Origin of the sequence: Pinibacter soli, from assembly GCF_029961145.1 — a bacterium.
Lineage (GTDB): Bacteria > Bacteroidota > Bacteroidia > Chitinophagales > Chitinophagaceae > Pinibacter > Pinibacter soli.
The window spans coordinates 135,384-152,230 of the sequence record NZ_JASBRG010000006.1 but is presented as its reverse complement, the minus strand read 5'-3'; the positions used below and the strand labels follow the sequence as shown (position 1 = coordinate 152,230).

The following is a 16,847-nucleotide window of genomic DNA, read 5'->3' as shown; positions in this document are numbered from 1 at the left end:
TATAATTTTGTAACCAAAAGGTTGCATATTTTATGAGAAGAGATGTTTTCCAGGCAATAGCCGACCCCACCAGGCGAGCGATCATCAACATGATTGCACATCAGCCGCTAAACATAAACACTGTAACGGAGAATTTTGATGTGAGTCGGACCGCCGTTTATAAACACATTAAAATTCTTACAGAATGCGGGCTGATAGAGATCAAACAGCAGGGCCGCGAACGCTTTTGCGAAGCGAAACTGCAAAAATTGAACGAAGTGTCTGACTGGGTGGAACAATACAGGCAGTTCTGGAACGCACGCCTCGATTCTCTTGGCAATTATTTGAACGAGCTGCAAGCTAAAAAGGATGCGAAACCAAAGAAGGGCAAGGGAGGAGCACACAGATGACACTGATTGGACGGATTTACACGGATTTTTTTTCGATAGTTTATAAATACTAATTGAACCACACTTAAGATGAACCTTGTAAAAGAGATAATTAAGACGACGGCAGATACTGAAATCACAACGGTCAGAGTCGTTAATGCGGGCAATGCCCTTGCTTATAAAGCGTGGGCCGATCCTAAGCATTTGAAAAACTGGTGGGGACCAAATGGTTTTACAAATACTTTTCTTGAACATGATTTGCAGCCTGGCGGTAAATGGAAATTCACGATGCATGGACCTGAAGGCGGCAATTACGAAAATGAATGTGTATTCATAAAAGTGGAAGAAGGGAAACAGTTAGCGTGGTATAGAATATCAAAACCATTGTTTCAATGCCTCGTAACATTTGAGCCGGTATCGGAAATTAAAACAAAGATCGTTTTCAAAATGCTATTCGATACCAAAGAAGAGTGCGACAAGATAAGATCATTTGCCCTGGAAAAGAATGAAGAGAATTTTGACAGGCTGGAGCGGGAAATAGAACAGATGAAGGTTCTAGCATGAAACTCAATTAATGTTCCTGGGCCAAAGTATTTTGAAAAACCAAAACAATGTTATTTGTCACCCCCAGGAACGAGGGATCTGTGTCTATCACTAGCAGACTGTTTGTGCAACACTCAGATCCCTCCTTCGTCGGGATGACAAACGACCGCCCCTATTGATTGCAGAGATCGTAAGTCAGAGAGATTGAATTTCGAACCATTCACGATTCATAATTGACCATTCACCACTCACAACATTTTTAAACAACACCATAAAAACTTACAATCATGGCAGTTCTCAATCCTTATTTAAATTTTAACGGTAATACCGAAGACGCTTTCAATTTTTACAAATCAGTTTTTGGCGGAGAGTTCTTTATGCTAATGCGCATTGGCGATGTAAAAGATGTGCCTGGTTTCGACAAACTATCTGAAGCCGACAAGAGCAAGATCATGCACATTTCCCTGCCAATCGGCAAAAGTGACGTGCTTATGGGCACAGACATTGTGGAATCTATGGGCCAGCAAAAAGTAAGCGGCAATAATTTCTCCATCGCCATAGGCACTGAAAGCAAAGACGAAGCGGACAAATTATTCAACGGTCTTTCAGCAGGAGGCAACGTTGCTATGCCGATGGGCGATACTTTTTGGGGCGCTTACTACGGAATGTTTACCGACAAGTTTGGCATTCAATGGATGATTAGTTACGACACTCAAAATGTTCCGGCTAACAATCGATAGTTTTCTTTTAATCTTTCAATTAAACACCTCAACATCACAAAAATTTACGGATATGAAAAAGACGAAAATTATATACTGGATATTTACCGTGCTGGTGCTCTTACTAATGGGCGTTGGCGCTGTTCCAAGTATCATTAAATCTGAAGATTCTGTTAAGTTGATACATGACCACCTCAATTATCCCGTTTACTTTGTTCCTTTTACAGGAGTGGCAAAATTATTGGGATGTATTGCATTGCTTGTTCCCGGCTATCCGAGAGTTAAAGAATGGGCATATGCGGGTCTTGCGTTTGATCTTATGGGCGCCATCTATTCATTCATTTGCGTGGGCGATCCCGCTTCAGGATGGTTCCCTCTGGTAATAGGTCTGGCATGCATTGCAGGCTCTTATATATATTATCACAAGTTGAGAAAACTAAAAGCAGCATCAAATGGAACAAGCTATTCTGGAAATACGGCATTTGCTTAGCGGGCTGTATCACTTCGAGCTCTCCGCGTGGTTTTGAGTTTTTTTAACCGCAAAGGACGCGAAGGAGTTAGCTGCGATATAAATAGCAAGTCTTAAAAGACGCAAAGTAATGAAGTAATGAAGAAGGCCATGGGCCAGGCTGAAAGAATAACAGAATCAATGCTTCAAAGTTCATCATCTTCTTTCCTTTGCGTTATCCTCAGTGCCCTTTGCGGTAAAAAAGCTGGCTAAAAAAGAAATTTCAAAATGATAGAAGTATTCAAAACTGATGTAACTGAGCGGCATATAGCCAATATGCTGATCGAGCGCATACATGCGATCTTCCGTCATTACAGAGCAAATTTTGATCTGGATGATTGCGATAAAATTCTGCGTGTAAAAAGCAGTGAGGATGAAGTGCAGCACGCATCGCTGATAAGCCTGCTGCAAGAGTTCGGCTATAGCGCCGAGGTGCTGCCGGATTAAGTGAGCACACGGATGACACTGATTAGACTGATTTACACTGATAGTTGTTTGATAGATATCTATTAACTAGCATTGGAAAAAAATCAGCGCAACCTGCCCGATCTGTTTCATCTGTGCCATTCAAAAAAATCCGTGAAAATCAGTCTAATCAGTGTCATCTGTGTGCCAATACTTATCTTGTCAAGCTAAACTCCTTCACGCTTTTATTTCCCGCCTCGTCTTCTACTGATATCTTCAACGTATGCGTGCCAGGCAAAAGCTTCTCGTCTATTTTATAGATAAAGCTCAAACTCTTGTCATTCGTAAATCGTAGCCATTTGCCGTCGAGCTCGGCGCGGAAGTTTTTATATTTTCCAAAATTGTCCTTCACGTTGATCACCAGTCTTGACAGGTGACTAATGTTGCTACCATTTGCGAAGCCCACAGGCGTAATTACGGGAGCTTCATTGTCTACTAACAATTGATAGCTGCCGAAGTCTTTAAATTTTGCAGCGGCCCAGCCGTTTTTCCACTCCACGGCCATCACTTCTTTTTTAGTACCTGCAAATCGCTGCATTACCGCCTTGCCTTGTTCGTCCGGAGACAACGTTTTGTTTGGCTTGATGCGCACCACCATTGCATCCTGTAAAGGAATATAGGGCGCCCCAATAGTATGAATAGCAGAAACCGCAGCCGGTGCAGTGGCCGCGCTTGTCTTGTAAGCAATATGTACAGAATCGTACAAACATTTTTCGCCCATATAAAACTCGCATTCAGGATTTTCAGAAACATCGAGCATCATCGGGTAAAACATTTTGCCGGCGGCAGTGGATGCAGGTGTAGCGCTTCCGTTCCATTGCACTTTGGTTTGCACAAAAGAGGAGTTGCCATAAGCATCCTTTATAATGATCCTGATATTATGAACAGCTTTATCACCCAAGTTAATCACACCATCACCACTTACCTTTTTATATATAGAGTGAATGTAGCCGGGCAGTTCACTTAGGTGTTCCACGTATGGGCCACCATTTGTTTTCATCTTGTAATCCACATGGGCATTGATGTAGCGGGTATCGTCATAGCTTATATTGTCCATTTCAAAGCCTATAACGGCTTTGTCATTATCGTAAAGCTCGCCCTGGAAAACGCCGTTCTGATTGCTGGAGCCGGATTGTGTGTCGTAAGTGCCGACAGCAAAACTGACTTTTGCATTGCTTACAGTAATAATTTCCTGACTTGTCTCATATCCTCCTGCAACTTTCTTGATAGGCAGCATGCGCGGTGATTGCTCATAAACGCTCGTTAGTCTATTGTAAACAGCCAGCCTTGTTATCACTGGCGACGTGTTATCAGCAATAGGCAAACCAAACAACATCGGGTTTACATTAACATCGTCAGCTGTTCTGCGAATTTCAAAATGTACGTGCGGCGCCTGCGATCCTCCGGTGCTACCACTATATGCAATGAAATCCCCCTTCTTTACAACGAACAGATTTGCAGGCACATCGAGGAAAACTTTCCACGATTCCAAATTGTATTGCTGTTGTTTCACCCATGCCTCAATCTGCGGATTGAAATCATTTAAGTGGCAATACACCGTTGTATATCCATTGGGATGGTTGATGTAAATAGCTCGTCCGAAACCTGCGGGCTCTATCTTGATGCGGGATACGTAACCATCTGCAGCAGCATGCACCGGAAGGTTTTCACGTTGCTGTGTTTTAATGTCGAGCCCCATGTGGTAATGGTTTGGGCGAAGCTCCCCGAGATTTCCGGCAAGGTTTATGGGTATATTCATCGGGTTACTAAAATAATCCTTCGGATATGTTTTCGTTGTAAAGATTTGTGCGACTAATGCCTGCCCTGCGATGCCAAAAAATATAGTGGTGAGTAAAAACCTTTTGCTGTAATTCATTGTTATTAAAATGATAATCCGTAAAAATAAATTAAAACTTCGCACCTGTAATCATTCCCCTTGTTAATTGCCCTGTAAGTACCGTGAACACTGAGTCCGCAGACGACGGCAAATTTTTTAAAACCCAAAAATTTGTGATAAAAATAAGGGTGACATTTTATTTAATGTCGTATTAATTATTAAGTGATTTTCCGCCTGGTCACTAAAAATGTTTTAAAAAGGTTAAAGAATTGGTTCTCTCTGATCACTAGCCCCTGTTTTTCAAATATACCCAGATTCGGGTATGCATTTTGTATAATTCGGATACAGCGTTTTCAACGTAAAAGTTGTCTAATATATATTCTTGAACTATTTAAAAAGATGAATTATGAAAAGTATGAAACAAAACCTGGTAATCCTCGTGGCATTTGCGATTGGATCAGTAATTGGTGTATTTAAGGGACATGAAGCGAAACAGAAATTCATCTTTAAATTGGTCAGTAGCGCTGACGAAAAACAGCATTTATCAGAATTGAAGAAAGAGAAACGTGCAGGCAAGTTGCTGCTGGACGATATTGAAATGGCTGCATTCCACAAAGCATAGTAGAATTCAGTCTCATAAATAGTTTAGTACATTGATCGTTTCCTAATGCCCTCCGATATATTCGGGGGGCTTTTTATTTTATTAAAATAGTGTTAAAGGAAAGCAACGGTGGTAATTTTTTATTTGTCAGAGCATGAAAACCCTCTGTTATGAAAAAAGCAACGCTGCTTGTAACTGCCTGTATGATGGGCATAGGAACCTTATTGACCTTTCTTTTATCCGGTTGTTTTAAAGATAATTGCTCAAGAACCTACACTTATTACATTCCTGTTTATAAGACCATCGAACAGGTAAGGGCCGAAATGAAAAGCAATCCAGCCAAAGATGTAGAAATTCCAGGCAAGATATATATGTATGGCAACTACATTTTCCTTAATGATCTAAATAAGGGCATTCATATTTACGACAACTCAAATCCGTCATCGCCGCGAAATGTAGCATTCATCAGCATTCCGGGCAATGTGGACATGGTTGTGAAAGGCAACATACTCTATGCAGATTCTTACTCGGACCTCGTTGCGATGGACATAACAAATCCGTTGGAAGCAAAAGCGCTAAACTTTACTGATAATGTATTTCCTGCTTATCGAAATAACATCATGTACGACTCGTTTGTCATTTCTGGTGTAAAAAATGTTGTTGTCGACTGGACAAAAAGAGATACGACTATTGACGTTGACTGCGGCAAAAATGAGAATTTATACTTCTATTACAACGGGGTTACGCTCAACTCCTATGCAGCCGATGCTCAGAGTAGCGCCACATCCCCTGCAGGCATTGGTGGATCCATGGCGAGGTTTGCGCTGGCCAAAGATTATTTGTATACGGTTTACGAATCTTCTTTGAAAGCATTTAATCTTTCATCTCCCAAAGAGCCATCATTTGAGAAAACCATTAACACTCAAAGAAATATTGAAACCATTTTTCCTTTCCAAAACAAACTCTTCGTTGGCTCTACCAACGGAATGTTGATTTATAATATTGACAATACCGCCAACCCTGTTCAGGAAGGTTTGTTTGAGCATGTGCGCAGCTGCGACCCCGTAATAGCCGACAGCAAATATGCGTATGTAACACTTCGTTCAGGAACCAGGTGCCAGGGATACTCCAATCAGTTGGAAGTATTGAATATTGAAAACATCGGCAACCCTGTTTTATTGAAAACACAGTTAATGACTAACCCTCATGGCCTCTCAAAAGACGGCGATCTTCTTTTCATTTGTGATGGCAAAGACGGGCTGCGGGTTTATAAAACAACGGACGGTGTAAATATTGAAGCATTGCAAACTATTTCCGGCATTGAAACCTATGATGTTATTGCCAATAATAAAGTGGCGCTGGTTGTTGCGAAAGATGGGCTTTATCAATACGACTACAGCAATCCTTCTAATTTAAAATTGCTAAGCAAAATATCCGTGAAATAATGAAGAAAATAATCATCTTATTGTTTTGCGGGCTGGCCTGTGTAACATTTGCCAATGCACAAAACAAAGTCAAGTTCAGTTCTATAAACCAGGTGGGCGTTTTGGGAAACCAAAGTGCTACGACGATGACCTTTCAAACGGTCAATGGTGCCTGCTATAAAGGTTGGTTTGCCGGTGCGGGCGTGGGCGTAGATTTTCATGAGTATTTTATAGTACCGGTATTTCTTGATATAAGAAAGGAGTTTGGTCAAAAGAACCAAAAACCGTTCGTCTACCTCGATGGCGGTGTAAGCATTTACTCCGATGACAAAGACAAATTTTATGACTACAAAAATGGCGGCTACTTTGACGGTGGCATTGGCTATGCCATTTATTTCCACAAAAGACAAGCGGTGTTGTTTAGCGCAGGCTATTGTTACAAGGGCTATACGAAGGAGCATTCCTACGCCGATTCGTGGCCCGGCACTGCGGATACTTATAGATATAATTATAACAGATTGGTGGTTAAAGTGGGGTTGCGGTTTTAAACGCTGCCATTTAACCGCAAAGAACTCGAAGGTTACGCAAAGGAAACAAAGGACTATTTAGGATCAAGGTCGCGTGATTTAATCAGACGTTGAAGCAAGTCAATAGTTTGCATTTTTTCGTTTCCTTTGCGGTTAACCCCAAGCACCTGCGCCGAAAAAAGCTTAAAGAAATAATCACAAATGCATGAAATCTTGAGAATGACGCTTTTATGACCGTTTCCGCGAAAAAAAAATTTATTTATCGCCAATTATAACTTTCGTCATCGTACTTTTGCGCAATTTATTTTTTCCTACCATGCCAAAAGACACATCTATCAAGTCAGTTCTTATTATCGGTTCAGGTCCTATTATTATTGGTCAAGCGTGTGAGTTTGATTATTCTGGTACTCAGGCTGCCCGCAGTTTGAGGGAAGAAGGGATAAAAGTTATCCTGATCAACAGTAACCCCGCTACCATTATGACGGACCCGATGATGGCCGACAAAGTTTACCTGTTGCCTCTTACCGCAGAAAGCATTGAACAAATTCTCGAGGAGAACCAGATAGATGCAGTACTGCCTACCATGGGCGGACAAACTGCGCTTAACCTTTGTAAAGAGGTTGAAGATCTTGGTTTGTGGGAGAAATTCAACGTGCGCCTGATCGGTGTAGACATTAAAGCAATTGATAAAGCAGAGGACCGCGAGTTGTTCCGCCAGTGGATGATCAGGCTGGGGGTGAACGTGGCAACTGCTAAAACGGCGAACTCTTTCCTTGAAGGAAAAGAATTTGCACAGGAAATCGGCTTTCCGCTTGTAATCCGTCCTTCTTTCACTTTGGGTGGAACAGGTGGCGGTTTCGTTCACGATAAAGACGATCTTGACGAAGCGCTTAACCGCGGTTTGCAAGCTTCCCCAATACATGAAGTGCTTGTTGAGCAGGCGGTTTTAGGCTGGAAAGAATTCGAGCTGGAACTGCTTCGCGATGCAAAAGACAACGTTGTAATTATATGTACCGTTGAAAACTTCGACCCAATGGGCGTTCACACGGGAGATTCCATCACCGTAGCCCCTGCAATGACGCTTAGCGATACAGCCTTCCAGTTGATGCGTAACACCGCCATCATGATGATGCGCGACCTGGGTAACTTCGCAGGCGGTTGTAACGTTCAGTTCGCAATGAATCCTGAAACAGAAGAAATCATCGCCATCGAGATCAACCCTCGCGTGAGCCGTTCTTCTGCGCTGGCTTCTAAAGCTACCGGTTATCCTATCGCTAAGATTGCTGCGAAACTGGCAATCGGCTACACTTTGGATGAACTGGAAAATCAAATCACAAAAACCACTTCCGCATATTTCGAGCCTGCTTTGGACTACGTTATCGTTAAGATCCCTCGCTGGAACTTCGATAAATTCAAAGGCGCGAAAGATACACTTGGCCTGCAAATGAAAAGCGTGGGCGAGGTAATGGCTATCGGCAGAAGCTTTACAGAAGCGGTTCAAAAGGCTTGTCAGAGCCTTGAGAACAATGCAGTGGGCCTTGGCTACTACGGCAAGAGCCAAATGCACGCGGAAGAATTGATCGAATATCTAAAAAAGCCGAAATGGGACCGCATCTTCCGTATTAAAGACGCGTTGATGTTGGGCGTGAGCGTAAATACCATTTCAAAAGCAACACACGGTATCGACCGCTGGTTCATTTATGAAATTGAAAAGATCTGTAACATCGAAAAACAGATCGCGAAATACAAACTGGCCACACTTCCAATCGAACTTTTGCGAGAAGCGAAATTCAATGGCTTCAGTGATGAGCAGATCTGCCGCATCATGAACGACGGCAAGGAAGATGAGGTGTATGAAATAAGAAAGAAAAACGGCATTACCCGCGTGTTCAAAATGGTGGACACTTGTAGCGCTGAATTTGAAGCTAAAACTCCTTATTTCTACTCTACATTTGAAAACGGCGGAGCAACCGAAAGCAAAGTTAGCGACAAGAAAAAGATCGTTGTACTGGGTTCAGGTCCAAACAGAATCGGCCAGGGTATTGAGTTTGACTACTGCTGCGTACACGGTTTGCTGGCAATTAAAGAATGCGGTTATGAAGCCATCATGGTAAACTGTAACCCTGAAACTGTTTCTACAGACTTCGACATTGCAGATAAATTATACTTCGAGCCTGTTTATTGGGAGAACCTTTGGGAGATCATCGAGCATGAAAAACCAGAGGGTGTTATCGTTCAGCTTGGTGGACAAACGGCTTTGAAATTGTCTGAAAAATTGACTGAAAAAGGCATCAAGATCATCGGCACTTCTTTCGACAACATGGATATCGCCGAGGACCGCGGTCGTTTTAGCGATATGCTGAAGGATCTTGAAATTCCTTATCCACAATATGGCACCGCCTACACTGTTGACGAAGCGGTGGCAGTGGCAAATAAAGTTGGTTATCCTGTGTTGGTTCGTCCGAGCTACGTATTGGGTGGCCAAAGAATGAGAATCGTTATCAACGATGAAGAAGTTGAAAAAGCTGTGATTAGTTTGTTGAAACACATTCCAGGTAACAAAATTTTGATTGACCATTTCCTTGATCGTTGCCAGGAAGCAGAGGTAGATGCGATTTTCGACGGCGAAAACTTCCACGTAATGGGCGTTATGGAACACATCGAGCCTGCTGGTATTCACAGTGGAGACAGTAACGCGGTATTGCCGGCGTTCAATCTTTCTCCAATGATCGTTACCACAATGGAACATTATTCCGAAAAAATTGCAAGAGCGCTTAACATCAAAGGTCTGATCAACATTCAGTTTGCAATTAAAGACAACAAAGTATTTGTGATCGAGGCGAACCCTCGTGCATCACGTACCACTCCTTTCATTGCAAAAGCATACCAGATCCCTTATTTGAATGTAGCTACTAAAATAATGTTGGGTGCCAACAAGCTGACAGATTTCAAATTTGAAAAGAAACTGAAAGGCTTTGCGATCAAAGAACCAGTGTTCAGCTTCAACAAGTTCCCGGGTGTAAACAAAGAGTTAGGCCCTGAAATGAAGAGCACCGGTGAAGCGATCCGCTTTATCAAAGACTTGAAAGACCCTTACTTCAGACAGCTTTACAAAGACAGAAGCATGTACTTGAGTAAGTAAGAAGTAAAAAATAAAAAGGTAAAAATAGAAGCCGCTCTTTTAACGAGCGGCTTTTTTCTGCCCAAAGCTCCGCGACCAGCGTTTAGCGTTAAGCATTTGGCGTTCTGCATTTAGCCTGCTATTTCCTTATATTTGGTTTAATTAAAACATGAGAGCAAGCAAAAAGCAAAAGCGGTTTACTTCGCTTTGAATTTTTGTATTGCTATAATTCAATCAAAAATTTAAACCGGTGAACCAAACAACCGAACAATTCCAGGCGACTGCTGCCTTTGCGGCCATGATGGATAATGCAGACTCTTTAAAAGCTTTCAAGCAATCTTTCTTTTTTCCTCAACACAATGGCAACGATGTAATTTATTTCTGTGGCAACTCATTGGGACTGCAACCGAAGTCCGTGCCTGCAGCAATAGAAACAGAACTGAAAAGCTGGCGCGAGCTCGCTGTTGGCGGCTACTTCGGTGGCGAAAATCCGTGGCTGTATTACCAGGATTATGTTTCACTGTCCATGGCAAAATTAATCGGTGCGAAAAACAATGAAGTAACAGCGATGAACACGCTCACTGTAAACCTTCATTTGTTAATGCAAAGTTTTTACAAGCCAACAAAGCAACGTTTCAAAATCATCATGGAAGCGGGCGCATTTCCATCTGATCAATATGCCGTTGAAACACTTGTAAAAATAAATGGCTTTTCTCCGGACGAGGCTATTATTGAAATATCTCCAAGAGAGGGAGAAAAGTTAATTCATGAAGAAGATATTTTATCCGCAATAAAAACTAATGCGAATGAACTGGCAATGGTGATGTTTGGTGGCATGAACTATTACACCGGGCAGTTGTTCAATATGAAACGCATTACAGAAGCAGCTCACGAGGTCGGCGCCGTTGCAGGCTTTGACCTTGCACACGTCGCGGGCAACGTGCCGTTATCACTGCATGATTGGGACGTAGATTTTGCGGCATGGTGCACTTACAAATACTTGAACGCGGGCCCGGGCGCAACTGGCGGTTTGTTTGTTCATGAAAAACACGCGAATGATATCGAAACGCCCCGCTTAGGCGGCTGGTGGGGCAATGATGAAAAGACGCGTTTTAAAATGGAAAAAGGGTTTATTCCCAAACCATTGGCTTCTGGCTGGAACATCAGCACCGCGCAGGTTTTCAACATGGTTTCACTGAAAGCATCTCTGGCATTATTTGATGACGCGGGCATCGACAATCTTCGCAAAAAAAGTATTACGCTTACCAACTACCTTGAATTCTTGCTGAAACAGTTGTCGAACATTTCATTTGAAATAATCACTCCGGAAAACTCGGATGAACGTGGCGCACAACTTTCATTATTCTTTAAACACGACGGCCGTCGCATACATGATGAAATGCACAACAACGGAATTATTGTTGATTATCGTGAGCCGGGCGTAATACGTGTTGCGCCCGCGCCAATGTACTGCTCGTTTGCTGACGTGTACAGATTTTATGAAATCCTGAAAAACTTTAAATAAAAAATGACACAACATCATTTCTCTTATCTGGCTCTTGGCGATTCTTACACAATCGGCGAAGGCATTCCCATTTATGAAAGCTTTCCTTATCAGCTGGTGCAACTGCTTCGCAAAAAAGGCATCTCTGTTCATGCACCGGAGATAGTTGCGAAAACGGGCTGGACAACTTTCGAACTTGCAGAACATATCTTGCACACAACTTTTTCAGACAAATATGATTTCGTAACGCTGTTGATCGGTGTGAATAATCAATATCGCAATTTACCACTGGCAGAATTTGAATCCGACTTTGAGTTTCTCCTAAAAAAAGCAACCCATTTTGCCGGCAATAAAACAGAAAAAGTAATTGTAGTATCCATTCCAGACTGGGGCGCAACGCCATTTGCCGAAGGCCGCGACATTCCTACTATAAAAAAAGAAATCGACCATTTCAACGCCGCAAAAAAAGCAATAGCCGACAAATACAACATCACATTTATCGACATAACAGAAGGCACGAGAAAAATGTGCGACGATCTGTCTCTTGTTGCTGCCGACGGTCTGCATCCTTCCGGTAAGGAGTATGCGAGATGGGCAGAGAAAATTGCCGCGCAATTTTCAATTAACAATTAATACTTCAATGTCTGTTAGTTAAGCAATTTTTCAATTACTTGGTTGCTATGTCCAGGAAAGAAAGACTGCTTGTCATCCCGACGAAGGAGGGATCTGCGTGATTGTTTACGCAAAGTGTTCATTAGTTTTAGGCCCAGATCCCTCGTTCCTCGGGATGACAAGCAAGATGCTTTTGTTTTTTCAAACACCTTAACTAAACGACATTGAATTGATAATTAATTATTAATTCCCCAACACTCCTAAGTAAAAACACTTATCCCTCCACGTTATATTTATAAATTCATTCGCACATCTTTCCGTATTTGTTATTCCTGTCTTTTATTTGCAAAAAATTTCTAAAACCTATGAACCGTACCAAAAAGCTCTTAGCGGGAATGACTGTGTTATCTGTTATGTCAAATGTTGGTTTCGCACAGGATTTTCCGGGCTTTCGTTCCAGTAACTATGCAGGCGTGAATGGCGTTTTCACAAACCCTGCAAACGCAGCAGACAGCCGTTACCATTGGGATTTTAACCTTCTTTCCTTTAATGCAAATGTGGGTAACAATAATGCATCTTACAAACTAAGCACAGTAAATGAATTCTTTAAAGATGATAGTCTTGTCAACAAATTGTTTCCTTTGAACAATCGGCCTGCGAATGCGTTGGTGGCTTTGGCTGTACATGCTCCGTCTGTGTTGTTTAATATAAATCAGAAAACATCTGTTGCCGTTACAACGAGAGTCAGGGGTTTTGGCAATGTGAGTGATGTGGACAGCAAAATAGTAAACACCATTCGCAATCAGGATGGTATCACCTATCCTTACACCAATGGAAGCGCAAACAATATGCGCCTCGCGATGAATGGCTGGGCAGAGGCAGGCCTTACAGTAGGCCGCGTGTTGCAGGATAAGGGAAAACATTTCTTCAAAGCCGGTATTACCCTTCGCTATCTTGGCGGCATTGGTAACTCTTATGCACAAATCAATAACCTTCATGGAACAGTTGTAGAAGATGCAGGTGGCAAAGGAAAATATTTGACCGATGCATCGGGATTGGTAGGAGTGGGCGCAGGTGGCGTAAATATTAATGCAAACAATCTCAATGCAAGTGATTTCACCAAACTCGATGCCGGTGGCATTGGTGGAGATGTCGGTTTTGTATACGAGTTCAGACCTGATTTTGAAAAGTATCAAAACACTGATGGTTCATTGAAACAGGGTAAAACAAAATATAAACTGAAAATTGGTGTGTCATTGCTGGATTTAGGTAAAATAAAATACCATACAGACGCGATTAACACCGGGCTGTATGACGTTCACATTCCCAACGGCGAAGCTTTCTATTTAAATACGCTAAAGGGAAAAGACATCAATGAATACAATGATGTTTTGAAAAGTTATCCTCAGTACTTCACACCAAAAGCTACAGCAAGTTCTTATAGAGTTTCTTTGCCAACTACTTTAAACATCAATGTTGATTACCGCATTACGAAGAAGTTTTTCATCAACGCCGCTGGCTTTATTTCCACTGTAAAAAACACCGGCAAACCTTTTAATGCTTTATACAGCAGCAGTATTTCAGTAACGCCAAGATACGAATTCCCAATATTTGATTTTTATATTCCGGTTGCTTATAATTCCCTTACAAAGCTCAATGCCGGCGCTGGTTTGCGTGTGGGACCATTGTTCCTTGGTTCCGGAAGTGTGCTGAGTGCTTTGGTAGATAAATCCAAACAGGCAGATGCTTACATTGGTATACACGTTGGCATTTTGCAGAAATCCAAAAAGACAAAACCCGCTCCTGCAACCAAGTCGCAGAAAGAAATCAAACCTGTTGCACCATAAGATGCGTAGAAAAAGAGGAGTTGAATTAGTTGAGGAATTATTAAGATAGATAAAGTCCACACTAGCAAAATGCCCGCACTAGCGGGTATTTTTGTTTTATTACGTTTGAAAAATCATACTCCCATATCAACATTTAGTTTAAGAATAGTCATTAATAAAGCATCGTCTTTAGATGGGTTAATGGCAGCTTTGGAAAACCAATCCTTGTCTTTGATCCTATCATAGAACCAGCGGGAATCCCCGAGAGATTCAGAGCTGACTTTTTCAATGCTGGTCAATGAAGGATCATCCTGGATACCGATTAGTATCCACATCATCTTTCGAAGATTTTCAGTGTTATTCAAACCGCCTTTCTTCAAAAAATAGTAGTGGTATTTTACCATATTCTTAAAGCGCAAGATCTTTCTCGGATTTCTCAATTGCGCTATTTGTGGTTTGAATTGATTGAATAATTCCTGCAAGTCTTCAGGGTCTATATCTGTTACCGTTGCATTTTCCAGGCTTTCTTCCCTTGAAAAAAATGTCAGCAACATAAGAAACAAGCCGGCAATAATGCCAAAGCCAACGTATATGGATGTCAATCTTTTTGACGCGTATGTAATGTTAAGATTGTCGGTCGCACCATCTGAGATCGACTTAATATCAATCGAATTGGGATTGTTTGGCAGGAGCCATCGTCCTGTTTGTCGCGGAAGCTTTAATTTGCCACTTGTTGAATATGTGGGGGTTTCAATTTTAACCGGCGGGATTGTCAAACTCGTGGTAGCATTCTTTCTGCGAACTGTATCAGCCAACGCTGTCTCCGCAAAGCCGGGGTTAAGCAATTTTACATACGTCGTGTCCTTTGAATTCTTCGATGCAGCGGCCTCTTCCACGGGTTTCGAAGGCCGTAGGTTGTGAACCAGGTATATGGCCGCTACAATACCTCCAAGAAACATTGTTAATGAAATGATATACGGCCAAATAATATATTTATTTCTGTTTGCCATTTTTATTTACACATCGTCTTTAGTTAACGGAACCGGCACATTCAACTGCACCATTTTCTCTATATATCTTTTCCCAAGTGTTTTTGCTTCTTCCCGGCTAAATGGTTCCTCATTTTTGTAGGCATTTTCTTTTTGTAAAAAAATACCCAAATGCTCTGCGACCTGGTCAATATAAAGCCCTAACACAAAAACAGTTTTTAAGCTGTTGCTTTCCTGATCATCCGGACGGGATGTTATATCTCCAATGAAGTTGATGGCCTCCAGCATTTCAAATATCTTGTCACCGTTCACTCTATCCATGTCATCAATAAACACAACCAGCACACGGTCGCCTACGGCCTCCATAATTTCCCAATATTGAGCTCTGAATTTTTCCCGCAGGTCGGGTGTGTTTTTTTCAACCTCTACCAAAAAGGTTTTCTTGTACATCACATTAAGAAATGCGCCTATTGTTGGGTTGGATTCAGACTTCAGAAAGAAAAAACTGAGTATGGGAATAACTATAGCGATAATGGAAGTGAAATGATTGTCTTTAAAAAAGTAGGTCAAATTAATGTTGAGAGGCCCGGCGTTTTCAAGAACAGGAGAGTCGACCCAGCCGTAGAGATTAATGATGATTATAAGAACTGATACAATAAGAAACCCAAGCGCAAACCCTGACAATGCCTGCGTATAAAACGGCCATTTGATAAACCGCGATACAGCAAGCTGCGCCCTGAATCTAACAAATGCAAGCCGTGCTTTTAATCCGTTTTTTTTGTAGAAAGGCTTTTCATAACGGTTTATCACTTTTAACAAGAACGCATCCAGTAAGCTGCTTTCCGTTTGCTGGTGCCAGGCATTGAACCATGTTGTAATAAATCGTTCCTGATCGTCGCCATCCAGCTTTTCTCTTATACAATTCATGATGGTAGACTTACCACTTCCCCAGGCCCCATTAATTGCAATGGTCATCGGCAAAGGAGTATTCCTGTTTTTTATTACATCTACCATGGCATCAATAGCCGCCTTTGTGTCCTTGTTTTTTATTTGATCATACTCCAAAGGTTTATCAGCTGCCAGTTTAAGGTCGTTCGCATCCGGCCGCGCTTTCTTGAGAAAACCTTTTATTTCCTGTGCTTTTTTCCAGCGGACAAAAAATAATATCCCGCCAAATAATGAAAGCACTACTATAACCGCGAAAACAATTCTTGCGACATTATCTAGTGCGCTTTTATTCGGAACTACTACAGGAAGTGTTTCCCACCCTCCGCGTGATCCTTTTTTCCGCACGATATAATTGATATGATTATTTGAAACGGAGCAATAAAGTAGCGAGTCTTTACAAATGACAAGATCATTAATTGCATCTGCTTGCTTAATTGAATCGAGGTAAAGCGCATGGGCAACGTTGGGATTGAAAGTGAAAATGTAGTTGAGGTCGTTGCTAAAGGTGTAATAATGAGACATGCCGTTAAAAAACCCTACCCTAAAATGATCAAGTTGATTATAGTATTTTACAAAGCCATTATCTATGTACAAACTTGATTCTGTATTTCCCGACCATCCGGTATCGGCGTTAGGGCGAGTCTCTTTTATGGTCCGTTGAATCATTGTATAATAGGCCGTATCGAAGTCTTCACTGTAATCACCTGTAACCATCAGCTGTTGCGGAAATGAGGTTGTATCCAAATCCCAATACAAGTCGTATGCCCTAAAATATCCGGGATATAATATTGACCTTTGAGCCATTGTTGAAGCAAAGCCAATACACAAAAAACACATGAATATTTTTTTCATTCC

The 16,847-nt window shown here is 41.7% G+C and carries 15 protein-coding genes; 12 read left to right on the top strand and 3 right to left on the bottom strand.

All coding sequences use genetic code 11. From position 1 onward, the window contains the following. Positions 1–32 precede the first annotated feature (32 nt). The 5 genes from QJ048_RS10480 (at position 33) to QJ048_RS10460 (ending at position 2,585) form a co-directional block, all read left to right on the top strand. The gene (locus QJ048_RS10480; protein WP_282334297.1) at positions 33–389 is read left to right on the top strand and encodes an ArsR/SmtB family transcription factor; all 357 of its coding nucleotides are present in this window, start codon (positions 33–35) and stop codon (positions 387–389) included. A 69-nt stretch (positions 390–458) separates the two neighbouring features. After that, a complete protein-coding gene (locus QJ048_RS10475) occupies positions 459–932 on the top strand; it encodes an SRPBCC family protein (RefSeq protein ID WP_282334296.1) in 474 nt (157 codons plus the stop codon). A 266-nt stretch (positions 933–1,198) separates the two neighbouring features. Then, positions 1,199–1,651 carry a VOC family protein gene (locus QJ048_RS10470; RefSeq protein ID WP_282334295.1) on the top strand — a complete coding sequence of 151 codons (453 nt, stop codon included), beginning with the start codon at positions 1,199–1,201 and terminating at the stop codon, positions 1,649–1,651. A 52-nt stretch (positions 1,652–1,703) separates the two neighbouring features. Continuing rightward, the gene (locus tag QJ048_RS10465; protein WP_282334294.1) at positions 1,704–2,120 is read left to right on the top strand and encodes a DoxX family protein; all 417 of its coding nucleotides are present in this window, start codon (positions 1,704–1,706) and stop codon (positions 2,118–2,120) included. 246 nt (positions 2,121–2,366) lie between these two features. Then, positions 2,367–2,585, top strand: a complete 219-nt coding sequence (locus QJ048_RS10460) for a hypothetical protein (protein ID WP_282334293.1) — start codon at positions 2,367–2,369, stop codon at positions 2,583–2,585. A gap of 172 nt (positions 2,586–2,757) precedes the next feature. Here the strand turns inward: QJ048_RS10460 and QJ048_RS10455 are convergent, their stop codons facing one another. Beyond that, a complete protein-coding gene (locus QJ048_RS10455; RefSeq protein ID WP_282334292.1) occupies positions 2,758–4,479 on the bottom strand; it encodes a peptidoglycan DD-metalloendopeptidase family protein in 1,722 nt (573 codons plus the stop codon). Between the two features lie 367 nt (positions 4,480–4,846). On the opposite strand from QJ048_RS10455, the gene QJ048_RS10450 reads away from it, so the two are divergent. From QJ048_RS10450 to QJ048_RS10420, 7 genes are all read left to right on the top strand, one after another. Then, positions 4,847–5,062: a hypothetical protein gene (locus QJ048_RS10450; RefSeq protein ID WP_282334291.1), complete on the top strand. Its 216-nt coding sequence runs from the start codon at positions 4,847–4,849 to the stop codon at positions 5,060–5,062. Positions 5,063–5,211: 149 nt separating this feature from the next. Continuing rightward, positions 5,212–6,486 carry an LVIVD repeat-containing protein gene (locus tag QJ048_RS10445; protein ID WP_282334290.1) on the top strand — a complete coding sequence of 425 codons (1,275 nt, stop codon included), beginning with the start codon at positions 5,212–5,214 and terminating at the stop codon, positions 6,484–6,486. Next, complete coding sequence (locus tag QJ048_RS10440; RefSeq protein WP_282334289.1) at positions 6,486–7,013, top strand: hypothetical protein; 528 nt, start codon at positions 6,486–6,488, stop codon at positions 7,011–7,013. Before QJ048_RS10445 ends, QJ048_RS10440 begins: the two co-directional genes overlap by 1 nt. Before the next feature lie 295 nt (positions 7,014–7,308). Then, positions 7,309–10,134: a carbamoyl-phosphate synthase large subunit gene (gene carB, locus QJ048_RS10435; protein WP_282334288.1), complete on the top strand. Its 2,826-nt coding sequence runs from the start codon at positions 7,309–7,311 to the stop codon at positions 10,132–10,134. A gap of 229 nt (positions 10,135–10,363) precedes the next feature. Further along, the gene (gene kynU / locus QJ048_RS10430; RefSeq protein ID WP_282334287.1) at positions 10,364–11,638 is read left to right on the top strand and encodes a kynureninase; all 1,275 of its coding nucleotides are present in this window, start codon (positions 10,364–10,366) and stop codon (positions 11,636–11,638) included. A 3-nt stretch (positions 11,639–11,641) separates the two neighbouring features. Further along, complete coding sequence (locus tag QJ048_RS10425) at positions 11,642–12,250, top strand: SGNH/GDSL hydrolase family protein (RefSeq protein WP_282334286.1); 609 nt, start codon at positions 11,642–11,644, stop codon at positions 12,248–12,250. Between the two features lie 344 nt (positions 12,251–12,594). Further along, positions 12,595–14,076 (top strand): DUF5723 family protein, encoded by a 1,482-nt coding sequence (locus QJ048_RS10420; RefSeq protein WP_282334285.1) that lies wholly within the window; start codon positions 12,595–12,597, stop codon positions 14,074–14,076. Positions 14,077–14,189: 113 nt separating this feature from the next. Here QJ048_RS10420 and QJ048_RS10415 read toward each other — a convergent pair whose 3' ends face one another. Both QJ048_RS10415 and QJ048_RS10410 read right to left on the bottom strand, forming a co-directional pair. Further along, the gene (locus QJ048_RS10415; protein ID WP_282334284.1) at positions 14,190–15,065 is read right to left on the bottom strand and encodes a hypothetical protein; all 876 of its coding nucleotides are present in this window, start codon (positions 15,063–15,065) and stop codon (positions 14,190–14,192) included. Between the two features lie 6 nt (positions 15,066–15,071). Next, positions 15,072–16,844 (bottom strand): KAP family P-loop NTPase fold protein, encoded by a 1,773-nt coding sequence (locus tag QJ048_RS10410; protein ID WP_282334283.1) that lies wholly within the window; start codon positions 16,842–16,844, stop codon positions 15,072–15,074. Positions 16,845–16,847 lie beyond the last annotated feature (3 nt).